17 protein-coding genes are annotated in these 20,520 nt (G+C 71.9%); 9 read left to right on the forward strand and 8 right to left on the reverse strand.

Annotated features, from left to right (window positions below; translation table 11 throughout):
• The first annotated feature begins 227 nt into the window (after nucleotides 1–227).
• The gene (locus AB0411_RS08495) at nucleotides 228–2,378 is read left to right on the forward strand and encodes an ATP-binding SpoIIE family protein phosphatase (RefSeq protein ID WP_366416514.1); all 2,151 of its coding nucleotides are present in this window, start codon (nucleotides 228–230) and stop codon (nucleotides 2,376–2,378) included.
• Here the strand turns inward: AB0411_RS08495 and AB0411_RS08500 are convergent.
• From AB0411_RS08500 to AB0411_RS08510, 3 genes are all read right to left on the reverse strand, one after another.
• Entirely contained in the window at nucleotides 2,318–3,454 is a 1,137-nt protein-coding gene (locus tag AB0411_RS08500; RefSeq protein WP_366416515.1) for an AI-2E family transporter, read from the reverse strand. The genes AB0411_RS08495 and AB0411_RS08500 overlap by 61 nt on opposite strands.
• Nucleotides 3,455–3,547: 93 nt before the next feature.
• Complete coding sequence (locus AB0411_RS08505; protein WP_366416516.1) at nucleotides 3,548–4,504, reverse strand: pirin family protein; 957 nt, start codon at nucleotides 4,502–4,504, stop codon at nucleotides 3,548–3,550.
• A gap of 207 nt (nucleotides 4,505–4,711) precedes the next feature.
• Entirely contained in the window at nucleotides 4,712–5,185 is a 474-nt protein-coding gene (locus AB0411_RS08510) for an SseB family protein (protein ID WP_366416517.1), read from the reverse strand.
• A gap of 164 nt (nucleotides 5,186–5,349) precedes the next feature.
• On the opposite strand from AB0411_RS08510, the gene AB0411_RS08515 reads away from it, so the two are divergent.
• The 5 genes from AB0411_RS08515 to AB0411_RS08535 all read left to right on the forward strand — a co-directional run bounded on the left by AB0411_RS08515 (nucleotide 5,350) and on the right by AB0411_RS08535 (nucleotide 12,828).
• Nucleotides 5,350–7,176, forward strand: a complete 1,827-nt coding sequence (locus tag AB0411_RS08515; RefSeq protein ID WP_366416518.1) for an acyl-CoA dehydrogenase — start codon at nucleotides 5,350–5,352, stop codon at nucleotides 7,174–7,176.
• 334 nt (nucleotides 7,177–7,510) lie between these two features.
• Nucleotides 7,511–8,806, forward strand: coding sequence for a M18 family aminopeptidase (locus tag AB0411_RS08520; protein ID WP_366416519.1), 1,296 nt, complete (start codon nucleotides 7,511–7,513; stop codon nucleotides 8,804–8,806).
• Between the two features lies 1 nt (nucleotide 8,807).
• A complete protein-coding gene (locus AB0411_RS08525) occupies nucleotides 8,808–10,913 on the forward strand; it encodes an AfsR/SARP family transcriptional regulator (RefSeq protein WP_366416520.1) in 2,106 nt (701 codons plus the stop codon).
• Between the two features lie 160 nt (nucleotides 10,914–11,073).
• Nucleotides 11,074–11,883 carry a DUF4232 domain-containing protein gene (locus AB0411_RS08530; protein ID WP_366416521.1) on the forward strand — a complete coding sequence of 270 codons (810 nt, stop codon included), beginning with the start codon at nucleotides 11,074–11,076 and terminating at the stop codon, nucleotides 11,881–11,883.
• A 288-nt stretch (nucleotides 11,884–12,171) separates the two neighbouring features.
• Complete coding sequence (locus tag AB0411_RS08535; protein ID WP_366416522.1) at nucleotides 12,172–12,828, forward strand: DUF4232 domain-containing protein; 657 nt, start codon at nucleotides 12,172–12,174, stop codon at nucleotides 12,826–12,828.
• Nucleotides 12,829–12,969: 141 nt separating this feature from the next.
• Here AB0411_RS08535 and AB0411_RS08540 read toward each other — a convergent pair whose 3' ends face one another.
• Complete coding sequence (locus AB0411_RS08540) at nucleotides 12,970–14,778, reverse strand: NHL domain-containing thioredoxin family protein (protein WP_366416523.1); 1,809 nt, start codon at nucleotides 14,776–14,778, stop codon at nucleotides 12,970–12,972.
• A 64-nt stretch (nucleotides 14,779–14,842) separates the two neighbouring features.
• Here AB0411_RS08540 and AB0411_RS08545 point away from each other — a divergent pair, with 64 nt between their 5' ends.
• Together AB0411_RS08545 and AB0411_RS08550 are read left to right on the forward strand one after the other, a co-directional pair.
• A complete protein-coding gene (locus AB0411_RS08545) occupies nucleotides 14,843–15,373 on the forward strand; it encodes an LURP-one-related/scramblase family protein (RefSeq protein ID WP_366416524.1) in 531 nt (176 codons plus the stop codon).
• A 151-nt stretch (nucleotides 15,374–15,524) separates the two neighbouring features.
• A complete protein-coding gene (locus AB0411_RS08550; protein ID WP_366416525.1) occupies nucleotides 15,525–16,349 on the forward strand; it encodes a maleylpyruvate isomerase family mycothiol-dependent enzyme in 825 nt (274 codons plus the stop codon).
• Between the two features lie 152 nt (nucleotides 16,350–16,501).
• Here the strand turns inward: AB0411_RS08550 and AB0411_RS08555 are convergent, their stop codons facing one another.
• From AB0411_RS08555 to AB0411_RS08565, 3 genes are all read right to left on the reverse strand, one after another.
• Nucleotides 16,502–17,755, reverse strand: coding sequence for an MFS transporter (locus tag AB0411_RS08555; RefSeq protein ID WP_366416924.1), 1,254 nt, complete (start codon nucleotides 17,753–17,755; stop codon nucleotides 16,502–16,504).
• A gap of 89 nt (nucleotides 17,756–17,844) precedes the next feature.
• Nucleotides 17,845–18,522 carry a GntR family transcriptional regulator gene (locus AB0411_RS08560; protein WP_366416526.1) on the reverse strand — a complete coding sequence of 226 codons (678 nt, stop codon included), beginning with the start codon at nucleotides 18,520–18,522 and terminating at the stop codon, nucleotides 17,845–17,847.
• A 169-nt stretch (nucleotides 18,523–18,691) separates the two neighbouring features.
• On the reverse strand, nucleotides 18,692–19,558 hold the full coding sequence (locus AB0411_RS08565; protein WP_366416527.1) for a GNAT family N-acetyltransferase: 867 nt from the start codon (nucleotides 19,556–19,558) through the stop codon (nucleotides 18,692–18,694).
• Nucleotides 19,559–19,768: 210 nt separating this feature from the next.
• Here AB0411_RS08565 and AB0411_RS08570 point away from each other — a divergent pair, with 210 nt between their 5' ends.
• Nucleotides 19,769–19,945: a hypothetical protein gene (locus AB0411_RS08570; protein ID WP_366416528.1), complete on the forward strand. Its 177-nt coding sequence runs from the start codon at nucleotides 19,769–19,771 to the stop codon at nucleotides 19,943–19,945.
• A gap of 26 nt (nucleotides 19,946–19,971) precedes the next feature.
• On the opposite strand, the gene AB0411_RS08575 is transcribed toward AB0411_RS08570, so the two are convergent.
• On the reverse strand, nucleotides 19,972–20,394 hold the full coding sequence (locus AB0411_RS08575) for a VOC family protein (protein WP_366416529.1): 423 nt from the start codon (nucleotides 20,392–20,394) through the stop codon (nucleotides 19,972–19,974).
• Nucleotides 20,395–20,520 lie beyond the last annotated feature (126 nt).

The raw sequence follows: 20,520 nt of genomic DNA on the forward strand, positions 1-20,520 counted from the left end.
AGAGGAAAAGGAGTACGGGCTCGGATGCCCGGTCGCTCTCCCCGTGGATCACCCGAAAGGCCACCCCAGGATTGACATAACCGCTCCAGGTTACCGTCCCGGCCCGCACGCCTTCGTTGACATATACGCATCAGCGTCGCGGGGCCCGGAACCCGGCGCCCCGACTGGGACGATGGTCACGTCCCGCTCGCTGGTGGAGCCTCGCCAAAGGCACATAAAGTGAGGCAATGCGCACCGAGGATCTCCTGGCCGCCATCGCGACCGGCCTGTGGCGCTGGGACAACGCATCGGGACGGGTGACCCTCGACGCCGAAGCGGCCCGGCTGCTCGGGCTGCCCGCCGCCCCGGCGGAGCTGACCGAAGCCGCGGTGCGCTCCCGGTTCCATCCGGTCGACTTCGCCGAGATCAACGGGATCGTGCAGCTCGCGCTCGCCGAGAAGACGCTCGCCGAGGCCCGGCTGCGCATCGTGGACGAGCGCGGGCGGGTGCAGCGCATCGTCCGCTCCCGTTCCCGCCCCCGGGTCGTCGACGGCGGCTTCGAGCTGGTCGGCACCCTGCAGGAGGTGCCGGAGCCGCAACCGGGAACCTCCGCCGCCCACACCCCGATCACCGGCGACTGGCGCCGCTCGCGCGAAGCGTTCCTGCTGGACGCGGGCCGGGGGCTGGCCGAGGCGCGGTCCACCGCCGAGGTGCTGCGGGTCGCGGCCGGGCTGTCCATGCCCGGGTTCATGCCCGACGGGCTGGCGGTCTTCGGCATCGAGGGCGACCGGCTGTCGGTGATCGGCCATCACGGCCACCACGGCGACGACGAGCGGCCGTTCGCCGCCATGCCGCTGGCGGCCGACTACCCGGCCGCCGAGGTCATCCGCACCGGCCGGGCCATCTATCTGCCCACGCCCGAGGAGTACAGCCGCCGCTACCCCGGCACCTGGCCGCTGGCCGCCCGCTTCGGCCGGACGTCCTGGGCGTTCCTGCCGCTGGTGAACGCGGGCCGGACGATCGGCGCCTGGATGGCGGCGTTCGCCCAGCCGGTGGGCTTCACGCCCGACGAGCGCTCGGTGCTGACCACCGTCGCCCGGATGCTGGCGCAGGCGCTCGCCCGGGCCGGAGTGCAGGAGGAGCAGCAGGAACTGGCGCTGGGGCTGCAGCGCAGCATGATGCCGACGGTGCAGCCGGACATCCCGGGGATGACGGTGGCGGCCCGCTATGTCCCGACCGGCGGCGGGCTGGAGGTCGGCGGCGACTGGTACGACATGATCCCGCTGCCGTCCGGCCGGATCGCGCTGGTCATCGGGGATGTCCAGGGACACGACGTACGGGCCGCCGGCCTGATGGGGCAGCTGCGGATCGCGCTGCGGGCCTACGCCTCCGAGGGCCACCACCCCGATGCGGTGCTCTCCCGCGCCTCCCGGTTCCTGGCCGGGATCAACGAGACCGAGCTCCGCGGGCACGGCGAGGACCAGCGCTTCGCGACCTGCCTCTACATCGAGGTGGATCCGGCGACGGGGCTGCTGGACATCGCCCGGGCCGGCCACCCCGACCCGGCGATCCGGCTGAGCGACGGCACCATGCTGATCCGGCAGACCGCGGGCGGGCTGCCGCTGGGCATCGTCCCGGACACCGACTACCCCACCACCCGGCTCGTCCTGGAGCCCGGCGAGACGATGATGGTGTGCACCGACGGGCTGATCGAGACCGGCGGCCACGATCTGGAGACCGGCTGGGCGCGGCTGCGCGGCGTGATCGAGGCGCACGAGAGCGGCGAGGACGGCGAGAGCCTGGAGCAGCTCGCCGACGCCCTGGTACAGGCCGTGCACGGGCCCCCCTCGCACCACACCACCGGGCCGCTGGTGGACCGCCGCGAGGACGACATCGCCGTACTGCTGCTGTGCCGTGAGGCGGCCGGCTGCGGGGTCGGGACCGGCGGCCCGGAGCCGCGGCCGGTGCGGCGCACCGTGCTCTCCATCGCGCAGGCCGAGCCGGAGCGGATAGCCGAGGCGCGCCGGCAGGTCCGTGACGTGCTGCACGACTGGGCCGATCCGGACCAGGTGGACTCGGCGGTGCTGATGGTCTCCGAGATGGTCACCAACGTCCTGCTGCACACCGACGGGGACGCGCTGCTGGTCGCCGAGATCACCGGTGCGCCCGGCACCCGGCGCATCCGCGTCGAGGTGGCCGACGGCAGCGACGAACTGCCGCACCGCCGCTGTCCCGGCGAACTGGCGTCGTCGGGGCGCGGTCTGATGCTGCTGGAGCTGCTGGCCGGGGCGTGGGGAGTGGACCCGCGCGGGGACGGCAAGTCGACGTGGTTCGAGCTCTACGAGGACGCGGCGGACGCGGCGGGTCCGGGGTCGTCGGAGTCCGGGCCCGCGGCGTAGTGGTCCCGCAGCTCGTGGAGCACGCCGGTGACGGCCGCGGTCAGCGGTACCGACAGCAGCATGCCGAGGATGCCGGCGACGCTGGCGCCCGCGGTGATCGCCAGCAGCACCGTCGCCGGGTGCATCTTGACCGTCCGGCTCTGGATCATCGGTTGCAGCACATGCCCCTCCAGCACCTGCACGGCCAGGACGACGCCGAGCGCCCAGAGGGCGATCACAAAACCGCGGTCCGCCAGCGCCACCAGGATCGCCACGGCGCCGGAGATGAAGGCACCGAGGTAGGGGATGTAGGCGCCGACGAAGACCAGCGCGCCCAGCCCGACGGCGCCCGGCACCCGGAGGATCAGCAGTCCGATGGTGATGCAGATGGCGTCGATCAGCGCGATGAAGGTCGTCCCGCGCATGAAGCCCTCGATGGAGTGGAAGCCGCGGCGGGCCATCCGCTCCAGCTGCGGTGCGGAGCTGCCGGGTGCCCAGTCGTTCAGTGCGCGTACGGCCTTGTCGGAGTCGCGCAGGAAGAAGAAGGTCAGCAGCAGGGCCAGGACCGAGGCGGCGAGGAACTGGCCGACCGCACTGACCCCGGTCAGCAGCCCCGAGGCCGCGGTGCCCCCGAACTTGGCGACGAGCCCCTTGGACTTGGAGGCGAGATCGTCGAGCGAGGTCCCGGCCGCACCGAAGTGCTGGGAGAGGTCCTTCGCGGCCTGCCTGAGCGAGGAGATGATCTGGTCACCGGTGTCGACCAGCGCGCTGACGACGATGTACCCGGCGCCGCCGACCACCAGCACGAGGACCGCGCAGGTCAGCCCGGCCGCCAGTGACCGGTTGAGCTTCATCGCCACCAGCCGCCGGTAGAGCGGCCCGAGCAGTCCGCTGCCGAGCAGTGCCAGCAGCACGGGCGTGACCGCCGCGCTCAGTTCGACGCACAGCCACACCACGAGGGCCACCACGGCTGCGATCAGCAGCCCCACCAGGCACCAGGCCGCGGCACGGCGGGCCTGGACCGGCAGCAACGGCCGCGAGGGCAGTGGCCGTTCAGGCTCGGCGTCGCGCCCTTTTCCATCCGAGTCGTTTTGCACGTCGACAGTCCACCACGACCGAAGTGCCCGGCCCCCGAAACGGGTCAGGGGCGGCGTTTCACGTGAAACGCCGCCCCTGCCGCCGACGTGGCGTCAGCTCTCGTCGGCCGGGATCGTCCCGAGCCGGCCGGCCTGGAAGTCCTCGAAGGCCTGCGCCAGTTCGGCGTGGGTGTTCATCACGAACGGGCCGTAATGCATCATCGGCTCGCGGATCGGAAGCCCGCCGAGCAGCACCACCTCGAAGTTCGGGCTGCGCGACTCCTGGGACTCGTCCGCCCGGATGGTGAGCGAGTCCCCTCCCCCACCGAACACGACCGCCTGCCCCATACGGAACGGGCGCCCCTCCGCACCGGCCGCACCGCGTCCGGCCAGGGCGTAGGCGAGGGCGTTGAAGTCCTTGCGCCAGGGGATGGTGAGCTCGGCGCCCGGATTCACCGTCACATGCATCATCGTGATCGGCGTGTGCGTGATGCCCGGACCCTGGTGGCCGTCGAGGTCACCGGCGATCAGCCGCAGCAGCGCGCCGCCGTCAGCCGAGGTCAGCAGCTTGACCTGCCCGCCGCCGATGTCCTGGTAGCGCGGGGCCATCATCTTGTCGCTCTTCGGCAGGTTCACCCACAGCTGGAGGCCGTGGAAGAGACCGCCGGACAGCACGAGCGACTCCGGCGGTGCCTCGATGTGCAGCAGCCCCGAGCCCGCCGTCATCCACTGGGTGTCGCCGTCGTTGATGACGCCGCCGCCGCCATGCGAGTCGCGGTGCACGAAGGTGCCGTCGATCAGGTAGGTCACCGTCTCGAAGCCACGGTGCGGGTGCCAGGGCGTGCCCTTGGGCTCTCCCGGCGCGTACTCCACCTCGCCCATCTGATCCATCATGATGAACGGGTCGAGGTGCTTGTAGTCGATGCCGGCGAACGCCCGGCGCACCGGAAAGCCCTCGCCCTCGAAACCGCTCGGAGCGGTGGCAACGGCCAGCACGGGACGTGCGTGCGCCGCGACGGGCGCCGCCACACGCGGCAGGGTCAGCGGGTTCTCTACGGTCACAGCGGGCATGACGCCTCCTCGGTCGTTCCCCAACTTAGTTGAATGGTGAACAACATGCAAGGCGTGCGGCATTCCCGAGCGCGTTTTCGCAGGTCGAAGAGGATGCGCCGGGCCGGAATGACCCGGACCAGGACACGCATCGGGCCGGCCCCCTCCCGGGACCGGCCCTCGGATCGGCCGCGGCGGCGACTCTCGGCCCGCCGCGCGGCAGCGGCGTCAGCCGTACATGCGCCGCATCGCGAAGTCGACCATCTGCTCCACGGCCTTCGCGTCGAAGACCATCCGGTGATCACCCTCCATGTCGAGGACGAAGCCGTAGCCGGTCGGCAGCAGGTCGAGCACCTCGGCGCCGGTGATCACGAAGTACTTGGACTCCTTGCCCGCGTACCGCCGCAGCTCCTTGAGGGAGGTGAACATCGGGATCACCGGCTGCTGGGTGTTGTGCAGCGCCAGGAAACCGGGGTTGTCACCGCGCGGGCAGTAGATCTTGGACGTGGAGAAGATGCCCTGGAAGTCCTCGGCCGACATCGAGCCGGTCGTGAAGGCGCGCACCGCGTCGGCGAGCGAGGGCGGGGACGGCTCGGGATACAGCGGTGCTTCGCCATAGCCCCCGGGGGCCGGTTGCTGCGGCGGGGGCGGCGCTCCGTATTGCTGCTGCCCGGCACCCGCGTTCTGGTCGTAGCCGTACATGCGCCACAGCGTACTGAGTCGGCGATTCGCCGGGGGACGCTCGTCACAGATGGGCGGTAGGGGTTGATTCTTATTACCGGTGGGTAGCATCATCGTAGGCACTTGCTACTTGCTGGTATTTGCGTTTGAGGTCCTCCCTCCCGAACCCTTACGGAGCCGTATCCATGGGGCACTACAAGTCGAATCTCCGCGACATCGAGTTCAACCTCTTCGAGGTGCTCGGCCGTGACAGCGTGTACGGCACCGGACCGTTCGCGGAGATGGATGTCGACACCGCCAAGAGCGTGCTGTCCGAGATCGCCCGGCTGTCGGAGAACGAGCTGGCGGAGTCGTTCGCCGACGCCGACCGCAACCCGCCGGTCTTCGACCCCGACACCAACACCGCGCCGGTGCCGGACACCTTCAAGAAGAGCTACCAGGCCTTCATGGACGCCGAGTGGTGGCGGCTGGGCATCCCGGAGGAGCTCGGTGGCACCACCGCGCCGCGCTCCCTCCTGTGGGGCTTCGCCGAGACGATCCTGGGCGCCAACCCGGCCGTGTGGATGTACGCGTCCGGCCCCGCCTTCGCCGGCGTCCTCCACGAGGAGGGCACCGAGGAGCAGCACCGCATAGCCCAGCTGATGGTGGACAAGCAGTGGGGCTCCACGATGGTGCTCACCGAGCCGGACGCCGGTTCGGACGTCGGCGCCGGCCGCACCAAGGCCGTGCAGCAGGAGGACGGCACCTGGCACATCGAGGGCGTCAAGCGCTTCATCACCTCCGGTGAGCACGACATGTCCGAGAACATCGTGCACTTCGTCCTCGCCCGCCCCGAGGGTGCCGGTCCGGGCACCAAGGGCCTGTCGCTCTTCATCGTGCCGAAGTACGACTTCGACTGGGAGACCGGCGAGCTGGGCGAGCGCAACGGCGCCTACGCCACCAACGTCGAGCACAAGATGGGCCTGAAGGCCTCCAACACCTGCGAGATGACCTTCGGCGCCAACCACCCGGCCAAGGGCTGGCTGCTCGGCGAGAAGCACGACGGCATCCGCCAGATGTTCAAGATCATCGAGTTCGCCCGGATGATGGTCGGCACGAAGGCCATCGCCACCCTCTCCACCGGCTACCTCAACGCGCTGGAGTACGCCAAGGAGCGGGTGCAGGGTCCGGACCTCGCGGCCTTCACCGACAAGACCGCCCCGCGCGTCACCATCACCCACCACCCCGACGTGCGCCGCTCGCTGATGACGCAGAAGGCGTACGCCGAGGGCATGCGCGCCCTGGTGCTCTACACCGCCACGGTCCAGGACGAGATCATCGTCAAGGAGGCCGCGGGCGAGGACGCGAGCGCCGCGATCCGCCTCAACGACCTGCTGCTGCCGATCGTCAAGGGCTACGGCTCGGAGAAGTCCTACGAGCAGCTGGCGCAGTCGCTGCAGACCTTCGGCGGCTCCGGGTACCTCCAGGAGTACCCGATCGAGCAGTACATCCGGGACGCCAAGATCGACACCCTCTACGAGGGCACCACCGCGATCCAGGGCCAGGACTTCTTCTTCCGGAAGATCGTCCGCGACCAGGGCCAGGCGCTCACCGCCCTCTCCGACGAGATCAAGAAGTTCCTCGCGGACAACATCGGCGGCGAGGAGCTGGAGCAGGCCCGCGGCGAGCTGGCCAAGGCGGCCGCCGACCTGGAGGCGATCGTCGGCGCCATGCTGACCGACCTCGCGGCGACCGAGAAGGACGTCAAGTCCATCTACAAGGTCGGCCTGAACACCACCCGCGTGCTGCTGGCCTCCGGTGACGTCGTCATCGGCTACCTCCTGCTCAAGGGTGCGGCGGTGGCCGCGGAGAAGCTGGCCGGCGCCTCGGCGAAGGACAAGCCCTTCTACACCGGCAAGATCGCCGCGGCGAAGTTCTTCGCGCACAACGTCCTGCCGGGCGTCGGCGTCCAGCGCGGTCTGGCCGAGTCCGTCGACCAGTCGCTGATGGAGCTCGACGAGGCCGCGTTCTAGGAGCGCACCTGCGCAGCGTGCCGCGACGGCGCGGCTGTGGGGTCTCCCGGACGAGCCGTCCGCACTGACGGTGCCCGCCTCTCTTCCCCCGGAGAGGCGGGCACCGTCATGTCCCGGGGAAGCAGGGCAACCGGCCGCCGTGGCCGAGACACAGGGGGCGGACGGTGCCAGTGGGGTGGAGGTGGCGGCTGCCACCGGGGCATCGGAGTGGAATCCCGGAATCGCCCGCTCCAGCGGGCTATCGGTCCCGAATACTGAAATCCTGACCGGAAGGGAGCGGAGTCACCATGCAGGCGCACGAGGAATGCGGGCTCCGGCTCCTTATGCTGAATCCATGACCAACTCCGCCCGCTTCGATCGCGGCCACACCGACGACCTGATGTCCTTCCTCGCCGCCAGCCCGTCGCCCTATCACGCGGTGGCGAATGCGGCGGAGCGGCTGGAGAAGGCCGGGTTCCGGCAGGTCGCCGAGGTCGATGAGTGGGACGGCGGGACCGGCGGGAAGTACGTGCTGCGCGGTGGCGCGATCATCGCCTGGTACGTGCCGGAGGGCGCGAGCGCCTCGACTCCGTACCGAATTGTCGGTGCTCACACCGACTCTCCCAATTTGCGGGTCAAGCCGATTCCGGACACCGGTTCCCGCGGCTGGCGGCAGGTCGCCGTGGAGATCTACGGGGGCACGCTGCTCAACACCTGGCTCGACCGCGACCTCGGTCTGAGCGGGCGGGTGACGCTCGCGGACGGCAGCCACCGGCTCGTCCATGTCGACCGGGCGTTGCTGAGAGTGCCTCAACTGGCCGTGCACCTCGACCGCTCGGTGAACGCCGACGGCCTGAAGCTGGACAAGCAGCGCCACATGACGCCGATCTGGGGCCTGGGCGAGGTGGCCGAGGGCGACCTGATCGCCTTCGTCGCCGAGGAGGCCGGTGTCCCGGCCGAGGACATCAAGGGCTGGGACCTGATGGTGCACAGCATCGAGGCGCCCGCCTATCTGGGCCGCGACCGCGAACTGGTCGCCGGCCCGCGGATGGACAACCTGCTGTCGGTGCACGCCGGCACGGCCGCGCTCACCGCGGCGGCGGCCGCCGGGAGCGACCTGACCAGCATCCCGGTGCTGGCCGCCTTCGACCACGAGGAGAACGGCAGTCAGTCCGACACCGGCGCGGACGGACCGCTGCTCGGCACGGTGCTGGAGCGCTCGGTCTTCGCCCGCGGCGGCTCGTACGAGGACCGGGCGCGGGCCTTCGCCGGCACCGTCTGCCTGTCCTCCGACACCGGCCACGCCGTCCACCCCAACTACAGCGAACGGCACGATCCAGGGCACCACCCGATGCCCAACGGCGGACCGATCCTCAAGGTCAACGCCAACCAGCGCTATGCGACGGACGGCAGCGGGCGGGCCGTCTTCGCGGCGGCCTGCGAGCGGGCCGGGGTGCCGTGGCAGAGCTTTGTGTCCAACAACTCGATGCCGTGCGGCACCACCATCGGTCCGATCACCGCGGCCCGGCACGGCATCGCCACGGTCGACATCGGCGTGGCGATCCTTTCCATGCACTCGGCGCGCGAGCTGTGCGGCACCGAAGACCCGTACCTGCTGGCAAATGCCCTGACGGCCTTCCTGGAGGGCTGAGTTGGAATTCTCACTGCTCGGTCCGATCTCCGTGACGACCGGCTCCGCGGAGCTGTCGCTCGGACCCGCCAAACGGCGCAGTGTGCTTGCGCTGCTCCTGTTGCAGCCCAACACCACCGTCCCACTGGAGCAGTTGATCGACTCCCTGTGGGAGGACGAGCCGCCCGAACACGCCCGCACGGTCGTCCAGGGGCATGTCTCGCGGCTGCGCGCCACGCTCGCCGAGGGCGGCGCGGAGGCGTACGGCATCGAGCTGACCACCCATGGCTCGGCCTATCTGCTGCGGCTGCCGGAGGAGTTGATCGACGCCCACCGCTTCGGTGAACTGGTGGCCCTGGCACGCCCCGAGGCGGCGCCGGCCGATGCCGTACCGCTGCTGCGCGAGGCGCTGGGGCTGTGGCGCGGTCCCGCGCTGACCGGCACGGTCACCAGCCCGCCGTTCGCGGCCGCCGCGCATGCGCTGGAGGAGCGCCGGCTGACGGCCGTGGAGGCGCTGGGGCGGGCGCACGGCGCGCTCGGCGAGCACGAACAGGCCGCCGCCATCCTCTACTCCGCCGCCGTCAACCACCCCTTGCGGGAAGGGCTGATCGCCGGGCTGATGCGGGCGCTGTTCCATACGGGGCGGCAGTCCGACGCGCTGGAGTGGTTCCACCGCACCCGGCGGCTGCTCAACGAAGAGCTGGGCGTCGATCCCGGCGAACGGCTGCGCGGCGCCTACGAGGAGATCCTGCGGGCGGAGGCGGCCGGCGCCCGGCCCGCCGCGGCGAAGCCTGCGGGCGGGGCGCGCGCAGCGGGCTCGGCTCCCGGTGGTGCGCCGTCGGCAGCGACCCGCTCCGGGGCGGCTTCCGGAGGCGGCCGCCCCGGCTCCTCCGGCGAGGCCCCTTCCGCAACGGGCACCGGGGCGCCCCCCGTTGACGGGGAGACGCGGGTGCCCGTCCAGGGGATCGCCGGCCATGCGGAGGCGCCCGGGGGTCCTGGTGCGCCGGGTGCGGGCCGGACGGGTTCCGGCCCGGCGGACGGCGCACGGGACGGCTCCGGCCGGGCCGGTACCGGACCGCGGCTGCTGCCCCGGCCGCCCGCCCGCTTCCTGGGCCGGGAGGACCAGCTCTCGGCGCTCACCTCGGTGCTGACGGACCGTACGACGGGCGAGAGCCCGCTCGCGGTGGTGACGGGGCCGGCCGGTGTCGGCAAGACCGCCTGCGCCGTGCAGTGGGCGCATCTGCAGGCCGGGGCGTTCCCCGACGGGCAGCTCTTCGCCGATCTGCGCGGCTTCGGCGAGGGCGACGAGGCGCCGCCGGCCGAGATCCTGCGCGACTTCCTGCTGGCGCTCGGCACTCCGCCGGAGCGGGTGCCCGGCTCGGCGCAGGCCGCCTCGGCCCTGTTCAGGTCGCTGGTGGCGGAGCGCCGGCTGCTGGTCGTGCTCGACAATGCGCGCAGCTCGGCACAGGTGCGGCCGCTGCTGCCCGGCGGCCCGCACTGCGCCACGGTCGTCACCAGCCGCAGCCGGCTCGACGGTCTGGTCGCCACCGACTGCGCCCGGCCGGTCGGCCTCCAGACGCTCGGCCACGAAGAGGGCGTGGCGCTGCTCGGTGCCATGCTCGGCCCGGACCGCGTCGCCGAGGATCCGGCCGCGGCGCGCGAACTGGTCGACCTGTGCGACGGTCTGCCGCTGGCGCTGCGGGCCGCGGCCGCCCAGCTGACCGCCCGGCCGCGCTGGCGGCTGGCCCGGCTGGCGGCAGCGCTGCGCGACGAACGGCGGCGGCTGGCGCTGCTGTCGGCGGAGGACACCGGCATCGCGGCGGCGCTGCGGATGTCCGTCGCACGGCTGTCGGCGGACGACGCACAGCTCCTCAGCGCGCTGGCGACCAGCGCGGACGGGCACCTCAACGCGTCGTTGGCGGCGGCGCTCGCCGGGTACGACCCGGAGCGCACCCAGGACGGCCTGGACCGGCTCACGGAGATGCACCTGGTGGACGAAGAGGCCACCGACGTCTACACGATCAGCACGCTGACGCAGCTGTTCGCGCGCGACGAGCGCGGTGAGAGCGGCGAGGGGGGCACGGACGAGACGGACGACGGGAGCAAGGGGAGCGGCGGACGCGGCTGATCCGTGGCCGGGCGCCCCGCCCCGGGCGCGGGAGCGTTAGGCGCACGTTAGTGGCACGGCAGCGGCGGGCGGCAGTCTGGTGGCCGACGCAGGACAGACCAGGCAGGACCGCAGGACGTACCGCAGGGGCGGTGCGGCCACCGACCGGGGGAGACCGGACATGCCGCGCAGCCACACCCGCTCCGAGGCCGTCGCCGAGACCGCCGCCCGTGCCCCGCGTGGGCCTCGTGGTGTGCGCCGCCGGGCGCTGCGGATCGCTGCGGCCGGGCTGACCGCCGGCGCGGCGCTCGCCCTCACCGCCTGCGGTGGCCAGGACAACCCGCTCCAGACCAGCGCCGCCAAGCCGTTCCACCCGGCGCACCAGGTCTCCCGGACCCCGGCGGCGCAGCCCGAGGAGGACGCGCAGGGCGGCACACGGACCGACGGCGGCCGGACGGAGCAGGCGTCCGCGGGGCACGGCGGCAACCGCATCGGCACGGTGGCGAGCACACGGACCGACGGAGCGGGCACCCGCGACACGTCCGGCGGCGCCCCCGGCGTCCGCCACACCGCCTGCGACGCCGCGAAGGTCCGCCTCGTCGCCCGGCCGCTGAGCCGGCCGGTCAACCACCTTCTGCTGACGGCCACCAACACCTCCGGCACCACCTGCGACCTCTACTCCGTCCCCAACCTGCGGTTCGGCGGGGCCCGGTCCCTGCTCCCCGAACTGCCGGACAGCAAGCCGCAGTCCACGGTCACGCTCGCCCCCGGCGAGTCCGGGTACGCCGGCGTGCTGACCTCGTCCGCCGACGGCTCCGGCCGCAACGGCCGCACCACGACCTCGCTGACGGTCGGCCTCCCCGGCCGTGACGGCAAGGGCAGCATCGGCGGCCCGGCGGCGGTGGCACTGCCCGGCGGCTCGGTGTACGCCGACGACAGCGCGTGGGTGACGTACTGGCAGCCGGACGCGAACCAGGCAGCGGCCTGGTGAGCCGCGTCCGGTAGGCCGACGCGACCCCACCCGGCCGGCTCCGGCCGACGCGACCGAGGATCGCGACCGACGATCCCCTGAACCAGGGCGCCCGCATCCCCCAGCGGGCGCCCTTTCGCGTGCCCGGCGCCCCGCGTCATGTCCCGCACAGCGGCCCGCGCCGTCCCGGGCTCCCTCGGCCGGGGCCCGGTGAACCCGCCCAGGCACATCGGCCGGCCATCGATATCGTGTCCGTGCCATGACAGGCACCACCGCGCTGTCTGCAGCACTCCACTGGGGGAACCACCCATGACCGCACACCGCTCCCGCAGCCGTTCCGCCGCGTACGCCGCGCTGGCTCTCGGCCTGGCCGGCTCGCTCGCGCTGACCGGCTGCAACAGCCACTCCTCGAAGTCGAAGAAGTCGAAGAAGTCCTTCTCCTCGTCCTCCAAGAGCACCAAGCGCAGGTTCGCCGGCGGGGGCGCGGCAGGGACGGGCGCGGGAGCGACGGCGTCCCGGCGGGTGCCCGACTGCTACCCCAGTACGTACAAGGTCACGTTCTCCCAGCAGACCGGCCCGAAGAGCCATGTGGCGGTGAAGTTCAAGAACACCGGCAGCCGCGACTGCACGCTCCACAACGCGCCGCTGCTGCGCTTCGACAAGGCCAAGGACCCGCTGCCCCTGCTGCAGGGCACCCCCGGCCACCTCGACGGCACCCGCGTCACCGTGCCCGCCCACGGTTACGCCTACGCGGTCGTCCCGACCCGCACCCCGGCCACCAAGGGCACCGCGCGGAAGTCGGTGACCGTCGACTTCATGGGCGTCTCGGCGAACTCCGCCACCCATGGTCCGGTCACCGTGGACTTCGCGGAGAAGCGGCTCCGTCTCTCCGTCGGCAAGAGCAAGGTCACCAACTGGAGCTCCAGCCTGCACGGCGCTCAGCTGGCGGGCGGCGTCGGGAACTAGCCCGGACCAGGGACGGTCCGACGGGCTCAGCTCCGCAGGGGCCGTTGCCCCTCGGACCGCCCCTGACGCAGGCGCGCAGCCCCCGCCCGCCCGTCGGCCGCCCCGGTCCCGGGCCGGGCCGACGGGCCCGGGGGTTCGCTGCTACTCGGCGTCCAGCCCCGCCAGGACGAGGCCCAGCCGGGCCACCCCGCCCTCGGCGACCTCGACCGGGACGCCCCAGTCCTGCTGGTGCACATGGCAGGCGGGGTACTCGATGTCCGGGGCGTCGTCGCAGGACGCGGCCATCGCCGAGACATGCAGCACGCCTTCGGTCACCCCGTCCGCGAGCACCAGGTCCCGGGCGAGATCGGTGCCCGCGCCCGCGCCCTCGGCGAGCAGTTCCGGCGGCGTCGCGCTGACCACCAGCCGCGTCGAGGGGCCGTACCGGGTGTCGAGCTTCTGGCCGGCCGGCGCCTGGAAGACCACGTCCAGCCGCAGCGCGCCCGGGGCGACCTCGGTGGCCGCGCGCTGGGTGCGGTGCGCCACCGACTCGACCCGGACCGCCTCCTCGGGCAGCCGCAGCCGGGTCAGCCGGTGCCGCGCCGACTCCACGACCACGATGTCGTCGTCGACGAGCACCGCGGCGGACGGCTCGCGCAGGTCCGTGGCCAGCGTCGTCACCTCGCCGGTCGCGGGGTCGAAGCGGCGCAGTGCGTGGTTGTAGGTGTCCGCGACGGCGACCGAGCCGTCGGGCAGGGCGGTCACGCCCAGCGGGTGCTGCAACAGCGCCTGGTCGGCGGCGCCGTCGCGGTGCCCGAAGTCGAAGAGGCCGGTGCCCACGGCCGTCCGGATGACGTAGCCGTCGCCCGCTTCGGCGCGCTCCGCCCAGCGGACCGCGCTGGTTTCCGAGTCCGCGATCCACAGCCGGTCGCCGGCCGCCGCGAGGCCGGACGGCTGGGCGAACCACGCCTCGGCGGCCGGGCCGTCCACCAGGCCCTCGTTGGTCGTGCCGGCCGCGACCTCGACCGTCCCGGCGGCCGGGTCATAGGTCCACAGCTGGTGCACCCCGGCCATCGCGATCCACAGCCGCTCCTGCCACCAGGCGAGGTCCCACGGCGAGGAGAGATCCACATCCCGCGCCGGCCCGGAGGCCGGCGAGCCCTGCCACCACTGCTTGCCGGTGCCGGCCACCGTCTCCAGCGCCCCGGTCTCCGGGTCGAGGACGCGGATGGCGTGGTTGACGGTGTCCGCGACGGCCACCCGTCCGTCGGGCAGCAGTGCCAGGCCCTGCGGTTCGTTGAAGGTGTCCGGGGTCAGGCCGCGCTCGCCGGTGCCGAACCGCCGCAGCACCCGCTCACCGTCCGCGGCCAGCTCCACCAGCTGGTGCCGGGTGGTGTCCGAGACGAGGAGGCTGCCGGTGGGGAGCCGGACCGCCTTGCCGGGGAAACGCAGATCGCCGGCGACCGGCTCCGGCGGGACATAGGGACCGTCGCCGCGGCGCAGCGTGCCCTTCGCCGCGTGCTCGGCCTCCAGCTCCTCGACGAGCTTCTCGATGGCGTGCGCATGGCCCTCACCGGCGTGCTGGGCGACGACATACCCCTCGGGGTCGATCACCACGAGCGTCGGCCAGGCCCGTACCGCGTACTGCTTCCACGTGGCGAGCTCGGGGTCGTCGAGGACCGGGTGCTCGACGCCGTAGCGCTCCACGGCGTCCACGACCGCCTGGTGCTCCGCCTCGTGCACGAACTTCGGGGAGTGCACGCCGATGATCACGACGGTGTCGCGGTGGCGCTCCTCCAGCTCCCGCAGCTCGTCCAGGACATGCAGACAGTTCACACAGCAGAACGTCCAGAAATCCAGGACGACAATGCGTCCTCGCAGGTCGGAGAGGGTGAGATCCTTGTTACCGGTGTTCAGCCAGCCGCCCTTGCCGATCAGCTCGGGGGCCCGGACGCGTGCACGTGAAGCCATGTGCACATTCAACGTCACTCCGGTGCGTGCACATTCCGCAGGTCCCCGGGGGAACACGTCAGCCATGCAGCAATCTCCCGGGGGAGGACCCCCGCATTCGGGCAAGTACGTGGTGCGCGACCGGATCTTCGGCATCGGCGACGACTACTGGATCGACGACGAGCACGGGCGGCACGCCTTCCTCGTGGACGGGAAGGCGCTGCGGCTGCGGGAGACCTTCGAGCTGAAGGACACCGAGCGGCGGGTGCTGATCACCATCCGCAAGAAGATGCTCAGCGTGCGCGACACCATGACCATCGAGCGGGACGACAAGCCGCTGGCCACCATCAAGCGCAAGCGGCTCTCGCTGCTGCGCAACCACTACCGCGTCGCGCTGGTGGACGGCACCGAGCTGGATGTCAGCGGAAAGATCCTGGACCGCGAGTTCGCGATCGAGTACGACGGCGAACTACTGGCGGAGATCTCGCGGCGCTGGCTGACCGTACGCGACACCTATGCGGTCAACGTCGTACGGGACGATGCCGATCCGGCGCTGCTGATCGCCGTCGCGGTGTGTGTGATCCGGCTGGCGGAGCGGGAACGCGGCGGGGACTGAGGATCGGGCCTCGCGGGCGTCCGGCGCACCCCTCTGCGGCCCGGAGGCATCGGCCTACGATGGTCGTCCGAAAGCACTGCCGGGGTGCCCGTGCGCAGCGTAACTTAACTGCACAGACAGCAGCCCGCGTACGAACCGTCCGAGGGGTCCCGTGACCGTCCATCCCAGTCTTCAGTCCTCCGTCGATGCCTGGACTCACTCCATAGAAGCGATAACCGAGCTGGTCACTCCGCTCGTCGAGGGCGAGTGGAGCAGGGCGACGGGCCTCCCAGGATGGTCTGTTCGCGATGTGGTCTCCCATGTCATCGGCCTGGAATGCGAAATGCTGGGCGACCCGCGGCCGATCCATACGCTGCCGCGCGACCTCTACCACGTACGCAGCGAGTCGGCGCGGCGCATGGAGGTGCAGGTCGACGTCCGCCGGCACCACACCGCGCCGGAGATGCTCAGCGAGCTCGAATACACCGTCATCCGCCGCTCCCGGCAGCTGCGCAACGAGTCCCGTCAGCCGGACGCCGTGGTGCGCAGCCCGCTCGGTGAGGACCGTTCGCTGGAATTCGTCCTGCAGCAGCGGGCCTTCGACGTCTGGGTGCATGAGCAGGACCTGCGCCGGGCGCTCGGCAAGCCCGGCAATCTCGATTCCCCCGGCGCGTATGTGACCCGCGATCTGCTGGTGAAGGTGCTGCCCGGCATCGTGGCCAAGAGGGCCCAGGCGCCCGCCGATTCGGCCGTGGTCTTCGATGTCAGCGGGCCGCTCGAGTTCCTGCGCACGGTCCGTCTCGACGCCGAGGGCAATGCCACCATCGACGGCAGCGTCTCGCTCGGCCCGACCGTGACGCTCGCCCTGGACTGGGACACCTTCCACCAGCTGGCCTGCGGCCGGGTCCGTCCGGCAGCGGTCGCCGAGCAGATCAAGATCGACGGCGATCAGGAGCTGGCCCGGGCCATCCTGGACAACTTCGCCATCACGCCGTAGCGGGACGGTTCCGGTGGGGGCCGCCTCACCCGATGCCCCGACCGTCGGCCGGCCCCGAACAGGTGGCCCCGGAGTGTGCCGTTTCACGTGAAACAGCCCTGTCCGTTCCACGTGAAACGGACCCGGCCGCCGCCCGCGCGTTCCCGCGGGCCTCACGCGGGAACGTGGACCGCCTCGACCCGGCTGACGACCAGCCGCTCGCGCTCGCGCCGCGCCGCGCGCCGCCGCAGCCGCAGGATCTGGGAGACCCCGGCCGCTTCCAGCACGAAGATCGAGGCAAAGGCGATCCGGTAGTTGTCGCCGGTCGCATCCAGCAGGACACCGATGGCGAACAGGGTCGTCATCGAGGCCGTGAAGCCGCCCATGTTGACGATGCCGGAGGCGGTGCCCTGGCGCTCCGGCGGGTTGGCGGGCCGCGCGAAGTCGAAGCCGATCATCGAGGCGGGGCCGCAGGCGCCCAGCACCGCGGACAGCACGATCAGCAGCCCCATCGGCGCATGATCGGCCGGCCAGCACAGGACGACCGCCCACAGCAGTGCCGTGGCGCCGACGGTGCCCAGCGCCAGCGGCATACGGGCCGCATGGTGGCGGGCGATGACCTGGCCGTAGATCAGGCCCACGGCCATGTTGGAGAGCACCACGAGGGTGAGCAGTTCACCGGCGGTGCCACGCGACAGCCCCTCCGCCTCGACGAGGAACGGCAGGCCCCAGAGCAGCAGGAAGACCATCGCGGGGAACTGGGTGGTGAAGTGCACCCACATGCCCAGCCGGGTGCCGGGCTCCCGCCAGGCCTCCACGATCTGCCGGCGCACGAACCCGCCGCCGGTGTGCTCGGCGGGTGCGGGCGGCGGCTCGAAGCCCTCGGGGTGGTCCCGCAGGAAGACCAGCAGCACGATCAGCACGACGATGCCGCCGGCGGCGCTGGAGGCGAAGGTCGGGGTCCAGCCGAAGCTGTGCAGGAAGCGGGCGAGGATGAGGGTGGAGATCAGATTGCCCGCCATCCCCACCAGCGCGGCGATCTGGGCGATCATCGGGCCGCGGCGGGCCGGGAACCACCGGGACCCCAGCCGCAGCACGCTGATGAAGGTCATCGCGTCACCGCAGCCGAGCAGCGCACGGGAGCCGAGCGCCATGGCGTACGACGAGGAGAGCGCGAAGCCGAACTGGCCGACGGTGTAGAGCACCACGCCGAGGGTCAGCACCTTCTTGGGGCCGAGCCGGTCGACCATCAGGCCGACGGGGATCTGCATCCCCGCGTACACCAGCAGCTGGAGGATGGAGAAGGTCGACAGCGCCGAGGCGTTGATGTGGAAGCGCTCGGCGGCATCCAGGCCCGCCACGCCGAGGCTGGTGCGGTAGGTGATCGCGACGAAGTAGACCGCGACGCCGATGCCCCAGACGGCCATGGCCTTGCGGCCGCCTGGCGGATCGGCGGGCAGCAGCCGTGCGGAGCCGCCGCCTATGCCGGAGTGCCCGGCACTGTCGGTACCACCGCTCATCGCACGTCTCCCTGCGCGAGGTTACGGACCCAGCTGACGTGCCGCTGCACGGCGTCGGTCGCGGCGTCCGCATCCCCTGCCCGCAGGGCCTCGAGGATCTCCGCGTGTTCGGCGATGTTCTTGGCGATCCGGTCCGGGTGGGCGTGCATCACCGCGACCCCCATCCGCAGCTGGCGGTCGCGCAGCTGCTCGTAGAGGCGGTCCAGGATCTGATTGCCGGCGCTGCGCACGATCGCGGCGTGGAAGGCCCGGTCGGTGACGGAGACGGCGGCCAGATCACCGGATGCGGCCTGTTCCCGCATCGTCTCCAGCAGCCCGGTCAGCTCGCCGATCAGCGACTCGCTCACGGGCACCGCCTTGGCCGCGGCGTGCTTCTCCACCAGCAGCCGGGTCTCGACGACATCGGCGATCTCCTGTGCGGAGACCGGCAGCACCAGCGCGCCCTTCTTCGGGTAGAGCTTGATCAGCCCTTCGACCTCCAGCCGCAGCAGCGCCTCCCGCACCGGCGTCCGGGAGACCCCCACGGCATCGGCCAGCTCGCCCTCGGTGAGCAGCATCCCGCCCTCGTAGCGGCGGTCCAGGACGGCGTCCTTGATGTGCGCATAGACCCGTTCGGCGGCGGGCGGCTGCTTGGCGGGCTCTCTGACGGGAGCGGTGGGCGTGGAGGAGGGCATGCGCACAGGATAGATACAACAGGTATGCGTCCGACACTTCATTCCGCGATGCGGACATCGATGCGGACAGCTGCCCTGGTGGAGGCGCTGCCGGGACCGTGGGCCACGGCTGGCCGGCGGCCGTCCGGGCGGCGGCCGGGCCCGTCCCGACCGCCGCCCGGACGCGCCCTCAGCCCGGCATCCGCCCCTGGGCGATCAGGCGGTTCACGACCTGCGCATGGGCGGGGGCACAGCGCTCACGCGCCTCCCGGCGGTCGAACCAGGCGAACTCGGCGATCTCCCGGCCGGGGGCCGGCGCGATGTCCTGGGGCCCGCCGGTGAAGCAGGTCATATGCAGCCGGCGTCCGTTCTTGCCGTGGGCGACGTCATGGACGACGAACGCCTCCGACAGCTCCTCGGCGGGCACCACCAGACCGAGCTCCTCACCGAGCTCACGCGACAGCGCCTCCCGCGCGGTCTCCCCGGGCTCGTACTTGCCGCCCGGGAGATAGAACGTGTCGTTCCCCCGCGTCCGTACGCTCAGCAGCCGCCCGTCGCGCACATGCAGCCAGCTCACCGACTTCAGCGGTGCGGCCCGCTCCAGGGCGATCAACGGCCGGCCGGTCTCCTCGTCCGTCCGCCGTCCCCGCTCCGTGAAGCCCAGATGCGCGAAGAAGCGGCGGGCGGCGTCGTTCCCCTCGAAGACCTCCAGCGACAGCGCTCCGTGCAATGCCGCCGCATGCTCCAGCAACTCCCGTCCCACACCCCGTCCTTGGGCCTCCGGCGCCACGAACGGCCCGGTGACCACGGTCCCGTTGCCGTCCCCGCCCCCGGCCCCGTCGCGTAACGGTCCGAGGAGCCCGACGACGACGCCCGCACGCTCGGCGACCCAGCTCTCCGTCTCGGCGAGGTCCATCTCACGGAGGATCCGGGCCCGTTCGCCCCGGCCCTCCCCGTCGAGGAACGGATGTGCCCGCTCCACCGCCCGCGACCACAGATCGATGACCACGCGCTGGTCGGAGGCCTGGTAACGCCGGATGATCATTTCGCTGCTCATTTCGCCGACCGTAGGCAGCACGGCCGACCGCGGCAAATCCTTTCCCGCCGCGGGTCCGGCCTCTGCCGAAAGAGGGACCCCGGGCTGATGCCGGGTCCGCCTCAAGTCGGACAGGACTCCATACCTGCCGCGTACGGATCGGCGCGGATCCCATGGGTGAATAGAGGCAGGGAGCCGGGGAGGGCTCCCACACCCAAGGGGGAGTTGACCATGCAGCCCAGGACGAACGCCGGCCGCCGTACGCGGAATTCCGTCGTGCTGGCATTGATCGTCGCCGGCCTGTGGGCGGGCTTCGCACTGACCCGCGGCGCCACCCACCCCGACGAGTCCGGCCCGGTCGGGCCGGTGGCCCACTTCAGCCGCGCGGTGGAGCTCATCCGCGGCTGACCGGCCCCCGCGGCGCCGGGCGCCCGCTACGCCTTCCGCGGCTCGCCACGATAGGTACCGAACGACCAGCGGTTGCCCTCCGGGTCGCGGGCGCCGAAGCCCCGCGACCCGTACCCGGTGTCGGTGAGCTCATCGGTGATCTCCGCGCCCGCCGCCCGGGCGCGGGCACACAGCTCGTCGGGGTGGTCGGTGACCACATAGGCGCCGAACGTCCCCGGCCGCAGTGGCCAGCGGTCCTCGTCCGCGTCCCGGACGGAACCGAGCATGATCCCGCCGCCCTCCGGCCAGGAGAGCTGAGCGTGCGCGACGTGGTCCCCCTCGCCGTGGACCACGGTCTCCTCGAAGCCGAACGCCTCGACCAGGAAACGGATCAGGGCCCGGGCGTCATGGGCCCGCAGCGTCGGCCATACCTGCGGTGCGGGGGTGGTGTCGGACTGGTTCTGGTTCATGATCGCCGGACCTCCTCGATCGCGTCGGATCTGCGCCCCTGGCGGGCCGCTGACCTCAGCTTTCCTCGATGGCGTCCAAGGGGCTCGGACGTTTCGGAACTCCTCGGCGAGCCATGGGGGCGGGCA

It is taken from the genome of Streptomyces angustmyceticus, assembly GCF_040701845.1.
Taxonomy (GTDB): domain Bacteria; phylum Actinomycetota; class Actinomycetes; order Streptomycetales; family Streptomycetaceae; genus Streptomyces; species Streptomyces angustmyceticus_A.